The organism is Pseudomonas sp. B14(2022), assembly GCF_012030485.1.
Classification (GTDB): domain Bacteria; phylum Pseudomonadota; class Gammaproteobacteria; order Pseudomonadales; family Pseudomonadaceae; genus Aquipseudomonas.
In genome coordinates, this window is the sequence record NZ_JAAUVM010000039.1 from 24,817 (window position 1) to 31,831 (window position 7,015).

Here is a 7,015-nt window from a genome sequence, read left to right on the forward strand (position 1 = left end):
GAGCAGACTACAGAAGAACTCACTGGCGTCCTCTGCATTGCACTCAATGTCAAGGTGCTATGATGGCCACCTGCCTGATGAGACCATGCTAGATGTTCGCGAACCTAACCAGTACGGGGTAGCCAACTGATCGATGCAGAGTTAGGTCTACGCTCACCAAGGAAGCACTTAGGGGAAGGATCACTATGTCTGCTGTCTCTGATTTCCGTTTGACCTGGTTGTGGCGCCACGCTTTCGTCAATCCACAAATAGACATTACGACCGCTGAGCAGGAGTTTTTCCGAGAACGATACCTAGCCATGCGTGAAAAAGCGGGCCAACTGGTCGCTCAGATCGTAGCAGCTATGCCAGGCATGACAGTCCATGACTTGAGTCACCTAGACGCCTTGTGGGAAACAGCATCGCTCGTTTCAGAAGGCGCCTTGACAATTTCTCCTGCCGAAGCATTCGTTTTCGGGGCGAGTGTCCTTCTGCACGATTCGGCTATGAGTCTTGCCGCTTATCCGAACGGCCTTGAGGATTTGAGGGAGACCGTGGCATGGAAAGATACCGTGACGGCCTTGCTTGGGGGAGATGACCATGATCCCGAATCGGTCAATAACCCTTCACCAATCATCGTCAACCGTGCTGTACCTGAAGTCTTACGCCAGTTGCATGCACAACAAGCTGAGAAGCTAGCAACTCAAGGCTGGCCGTCCGTTAACGGAGATACGCTTTACCTGATTGACGATGCAGATGTACGCTTTTTTTATGGCGAGACAATCGGACTCATCGCGCACAGCCACTGGTGGTCGGTAGCACGAGTGGAGCAGGAACTTTCGGAGGATCTTGGTGCTCTTGCAGGCAAGACGAAGAGTAAGATTGACCGCGTGAAACTCGCTTGTTTACTCCGTATTGCCGACGCACTCCATTTGGATCAGCGCAGAGCCCCGAGGTTTCTGCGAGCGATATCACACCCCAAAGGCATATCTGCCCTGCATTGGTCATTCCAAGAGCGGCTAGCTGCGCCCCATATCGAGCATGAAGCCGTGGTCTTCACCGCTGGCGCACCTTTCGATATCGACGACGCGGACGCCTGGTGGCTCGCATATGACACGATCTCGGCGGTGAATCGCGAGTTGCAGGATGTAGACTTGTTGATGCAAAACAGAGCAAAGGGATTGTTCTTTCGAGCCCGGCGAGTCAAGGGCGCCGGCAGCCCCGAATCGTTAGCGCGTACTATTCATACCCGAGGATGGCGTCCGGTTGATACACAGTTAAAAGTTTCAGACATCCCGAAAGTTGTTGAAACACTGGGGGGCGCCAAGCTTTATGGTGACGACCCGACTGTAGTCATCAGGGAGCTCATCCAAAATAGTACCGACGCCATCCAAGCACGTAGACGTTATCAAGCCGGACGACGCGATAGCTGGGGCAACATAGTGGTGTCCCTCATAGAAAAAGCGGATGGCCACTGGTTGACCGTCGAAGACAATGGTATTGGGATGTCAGAGCTCGTTTTGACCGGCCCGCTGATTGATTTCGGCACATCATTTTGGCGGTCATCACTCGCAGCTCAGGAGTTTCCTGGTCTCATCGCAAAGGGTATGAACGCGATAGGACGATATGGAATCGGCTTTTTCTCGGTATTTATGATTGGTTCCTTAGTAAAGGTGATTTCTCGCCGCTTTGACTTAGGCGAAGCCGCCGCTCGCGTATTAGAGTTTAGAGATGGCACTGTATCGCGCCCCATTCTCGCCCAAGCGATACGGGGTCAATCACCAGTCGACGGGGGGACGAGGATTGAAATTTTGCTCAAGGCCGATCCACGGACTAAAGGGGGAATACTTTTCAACAGTAAATCTGGCGAAAACATTCTCACTCTAAAACAGCTCATTGCATCGATAGCGCCAAACTTAGACGTTTCGATTGAGGTTGAAGAAGGCGGTGAAAGTTTTCCAGCGGTAAGTTCCGGCGATTGGCTTGACCTACCTGATGCAGATTTGCTTAGCCGACTTAACCCCTTTGGAATGTCAAACAGACACAGGCATGGGACGAGCATTTCCGCGATACGACCTATCCTTGATGAGACTGGAAAACCGCTAGGTCGCGCATTTATCCAACCAAGTAGTTTCTTCGGCGCTGATGGAGGATGGGTCACGATCGGAGGACTTAGGGCGTCTCGGATGTCTAACATTCAAGGTTTGTTGGTAGGCGAAACCTTAACTGCGTCTCGCGATTCCGCCTTGCCAACTGTGTCTAAAGAACAGCTCGCGGCGTGGGCAACAGAGCAGGCGAAGATTATTGCGGCGGCTAGATCTGATGAGCTTCACAAAGCCCGATGTGCAGAAGTTGTACTTGAGTGTGGAGGAGACATTGGTGAACTGCCGATAGCATGCCAGGGCCCGAGTGACTGGTTAAGCGTTAGAGAGATACGTGAACGATTTCAAGACACGTCGGAGGTGGTGATCACATTCGACGGGGAATTCTCCTATGAGGAGGACACCGACGATGTCCATCCTCGAGATTTCAAAAGCTCCTTCGAGCCAGTTAGCAACATTTGGGTTATTCCGAAACACAGCGGCTCAGTGTTAACCGTAGGTCAGACACAATGGCCAAGAGCCTTGGCTCCAGATTTTTCTTGGCAAAGATCAAACCTTGCACAGCTGATCAGGATAGTGATCAGCGAGGCCTGGAGCGAAAATTACGAGGTCGATGATGAAGACATGGAGGTCGGAACGGTTAACGGCACACCGATAATACGAAACGTTACAGTGTTTAGGCGAAATGATGAATCCGCCGGGTCTGAGAGCTCATTCGAAGAGTGAAGCTCGCAGTAAGCTCAGTTAGTGGAGGATGCTTCAATCTGACGTGGAGCCCTAACGAAAGTCGAACCCCGCTTGGTCTGACGATGTCGCGAGCCAGTCTGCTGAGAGCATACATTTCATATGATTCGACCATACAAAACGTTTTGGCTCATCGCCCTGAGCCAAAGCGTCCGGTGCTGAGCCTCCTGATTATCTCTCCGACAATCCTAGGAGCAAACGGGCGAGAGCCGAGAAAGCGCCTGCCAAAATTTCTTTTAGCTATGCCGAGGAAACCTCATGCCAGTTGAAGGGCCTCTACCAATGACGGGGGATCAGCACGATATTGATGCTGATGCCGATCGTTGCCTAATGGCACGTACACCCAGGAATTGGCGACTAAAAAGCCTAGGTGGGACGGACGATTATGGCTTCGACTACCAAGTCCAAACTACGCCAAATCAACAAGCAACGGATATTTTTCGCATTCAGTTGAAAGGCACTCGTTCCCCTAACATTACGGCGGATGGGGAATACCTTTCCATAGCACTGAAGGCATCGACTGTCCGCTTTTATGAGCGAGCTGTGGAGCCCCTGCTCTTGGTGATCTGTGATCTTTCCGTCGATCCGGATCCTGTCGATTGCAGGCTCTACTACGTTTGGATCAGAGATGAGCTGCTGCGCGTTAATGTAGCTGAGCTGCCTGAGGAGCAGAAATACGTCACCCTTCGGGTTCCGGTAAAAAATCGTCTCACGTCATCTACCGACCTTTCTGAAGAAATTCGCTATCAGAATGAGCTGTCCCGAGCAGGGCATGCCCTGAGCGCAAAAGCGGAACAAACCCATCCTGCAATGGATTCAGAAAATCGTCTGATATTGGTTCAAAGTGCCGTTCAAGGAGTTGCAGCGAGAGGCGTGACCTTCATAGAGGCCCTTGCAGGCCCCAAAGACGAGCATTGGATTAACCCTGCGCCGGGCACACTTGCTTGGCATCTGACCCAAGCCAGGGCTGAGCTGCGTATCAATGCTTTGGAGAGAGCTCTGCATCACCTAGATCAAGCCGAGTCCATGCTGGCAAAAGCGACGGAATTGGAGCTTGGCGAATACTGGTGCTTACGCGGAAACTGGCACGTTGAGTCGGGCGCTGATCAAGCCGCAGTTGTTGCCTATCGCAACGCGTATGAGGAAAACAACCTTCCCAAATACCTTGCAGCACAAGTGGAAGCGGAAATTCGGATTAGATTCGAAACTAGGCCAGAATCGCTCTCAGAGCTACACGCCTTGCTGGAGGGCGATGCCCCCGTAATCATCGGGACTAGATCGAGGCTGCACGCGGTTCAAGGGAACTACAAACTTTCGCTTGAGATTGCAGATCACCTGCCAGAGCCTAAGAGGTCGTTCGCAAGAGCCTTCGCGCACTGGCTGTCCGGCGATCCAGATAGTGCATTAGCTGACTCCGAGGCGGGCCTAGATGTATGCGACAGATCTCATGATTCCTACCAGCTGTTGCTGCTACTTAGGGCCCGCTCCAAATTTACTCTCGCGGTTGCTACAGCCAGCACGATCAGTAAAGACGTCATCCCGCCGTCCGGTCTGCCTGGAGTAGATCGGCAGGCGCTAGAGAGTGCTTGGACAGCAATCACCGATGCTGTCACTTCTATCAAGGCGGTGGGCTGGGACTCAAATATTGAGCAGATTGCGGACATATGGGCTGCAACCGCCTTAGCACTCGGAAAGGGCCGAAGCATACTTGCAGACCTCATTGAAGCGGCGCGTACACGTCCGGGCCTACCAAATATTCAGGAGGCTTTGAGAAGCGTCGCTGCCCAGTTAAAAGACTTTGATCTTGCTCTAGCGGCAAACGACCAATTGCCTGAATCTTCCGAAAAACAACTGTGGAACATCCTGCTGCTTTATGAGACACGCAAGTTTAGGCTTTGCTGGCAAGGCTTTAGGGCATGTAGAGAGTCTTTGGATAGAGGCCATCCTTTATTCGGGCCCGCAGCAATCGCTGCCTCCCTTTCAGCCCATAAGATGGCTCAGCCTACCTTTGTAAACCAGTGGATCGAAGAACTACAGTCGCATCCAGACCTGAGAGATCAAGCCGCACTCTCAGAGTTTTACATAGCCCTAGAGGTGAGCAGGCTGGCGAAGGAAGATGCATGGAAATCTTTGCATTCCCGCTATGAAGAGCTGGGCCGACCTCTGAGCATTGCGCTCACCCTATTCCAGGAGGCTGATCCTACAGATCTTGAGTATGCGGTGCTGTGCGTGCGTCTATGCGAGAAAATCACAGAGCACTTGTTGCTTTCTCCAGAGATGGCAGCCCGATTGGGGATCGCGTTGGTGACGCTGAAAGACTGGCAGGCACTTCTAGAACTCTGTCAGAGCAAAAGGGTTCGGGCTGAGCCTGGGGATCGGATGGCAGCCTTCGAAGCATTGGCACTCGATCATCTTGGAGAAACAGAACAAGCACGAGACCGATTGCAGGGCATTTTAGCCAAAGGAACTGACGATCAGGTTGCACTCAACACTTACGTAACTATCGCTACAAGGTGTGGCTACGTTGAGGACGCCGTGGAGGCAGCGGAGAAGGTATTTGAAGCCGCAGAAACCAAACATGAACGGCTAGAGTGTGTGAAATTACTGTTTACACTCATCCAATTTGGGGATCAGACCAGCAGCAGGCTTGTTGAGCTTGCTATTCGGGCAGGTGACTTGGTGGATCAAAATGTGGAGAGCCAGGAAGGCGCCTACTTGATGATGCATTTGAGCTCCACGTTAGCGATCACTGACCTCGATCTTGCCAGCGATCGTGAGCAATTTCAGACACGCGCAAATGCGTTTTTCCAGAAATTCCCCAATTCTCGAATGCTTAGGAGAGGGGAAATTCGGGAAGGTTCTTCTGCCACAGAGTTGGTAGAAAGTCTCAAGTCTCTTATAGGCGTAACCGCAGATCAGGAAGCGCTCCAGAGTCGGCTTGAATACGGTTTGCAGCAAGGTTTCACAGTCATTCCGTTCTCATGGCGTCCTCGATTTGTTCTACCCTCCATCTGCGATGTCGTGCACCTCTGGGAAACTGCGAAGGTGTCTAGCCGTGATGATCGAAAGTACCATCTTTCCATGAATAGCGAGCTTGCTTGGCAGCCTCTTGGCGCTGAGGCTCTACGGCAACTTGTTCCCTTACTGGACTGGACGGCACTGCTCGTACTCTACGATTTGGAATTGATCGAACCCGTTGTCAATTTCTTCGGAAAAATTGCGATATCCAAAGCCACCATGGAGGAGCTTGCAGAGTTCACGAACCCGATGTATGGAAGTCCAATGCGTGGCAAGTGCCTGGGCCTACAAAAGTCCTTGAAGCCCCATCTCGCTTCAATTCTGCAGCCGTCGTCGTCAGGAGGAGTCAACAGGGCCTCTAATACTGCACCGGTTGGCCGAAGCAATACACAGATTGTAGAGATCTGCGCGGCAGAGCCCGAACGGTTCAGACTTTACTCTGATGACTTTGCTTTCCGAATTTTTTGTGCCGGAAAGTCCGATCCTGATGGAATCTGCACACTTGATGTCTTGGCCGCGCTGGTAGAGGTAGGACTGATTACCCCTATTGATAAGGCCCGCAAAATGGCGCAACTCTGTGAGTGGCGTGTCGGTGTAGTTGTGCATCTACCCGATATTATGGTGCTTCTCCCTCCGTTACTAAATTCGGCCAAGAGCGTACGTCTAGCCGTGGAAATGCTTGATGCGGAACCCGGATTTATTTCTATAGCCTCAGCGCTGTGGGACTATCGCTCACCATTTGAGCAATCACTGGCACATGCTGCTGCTGTGCTTCGCGCTCTCGTTATAGAGCGGTCGCTATCTGACATCGGACTGGCTGCGCTGTTGAGGCACTGGTATGTCAAAGCGGCCATGAAAAAGGATGCTCCCCCTCACGGCCTCCAGGCAATAACTCTCCTGATACTGATGGCAGGTCTAGATGAAGACTTGACGAAGACTTCTGCAAGAAGAATCTGGACGATCTACATGCTATTGGTAGAGTCCCACCACGGCACCAGGATGGACGAGTCTTGCGAGAGAGAAGCGATCCGACTCTTAGGTACCCTGAATCGCCCCGGATTCTGTAGACACCTTGCAAGCTCATTGCGTAACGCTTTTCAAACTCTACCGGTGACAGCTGATTGTTGAAACCATGGCGGCGTTTTACGTTGTAGAACATCTCGATGTAATCG

1 protein-coding gene and 2 pseudogenes are annotated in these 7,015 nt (G+C 51.9%); 2 read left to right on the forward strand and 1 reads right to left on the reverse strand.

The genetic code is table 11. The features are described 5' to 3' along the window. Positions 1 to 185 precede the first annotated feature (185 nt). Complete coding sequence (locus HCF10_RS30420) at positions 186 to 2,807, forward strand: HD domain-containing protein (RefSeq protein WP_167657044.1); 2,622 nt, start codon at positions 186 to 188, stop codon at positions 2,805 to 2,807. A gap of 348 nt (positions 2,808 to 3,155) precedes the next feature. Next, positions 3,156 to 3,533, forward strand: a pseudogene (locus tag HCF10_RS31615) (DUF4365 domain-containing protein); the annotation flags it as partial. Positions 3,534 to 6,909: 3,376 nt separating this feature from the next. Here HCF10_RS31615 and HCF10_RS30430 read toward each other — a convergent pair. Beyond that, positions 6,910 to 7,015: pseudogene (locus HCF10_RS30430) on the reverse strand (IS3 family transposase); the annotation flags it as partial.

Bases quoted from the DNA above. Each gene is read 5' to 3' on its own strand.
- HCF10_RS30420 (WP_167657044.1), top strand. From the start codon at position 186: ATGTCTGCTGTCTCTGATTTCCGTTTGACCTGGTTGTGGCGCCACGCT.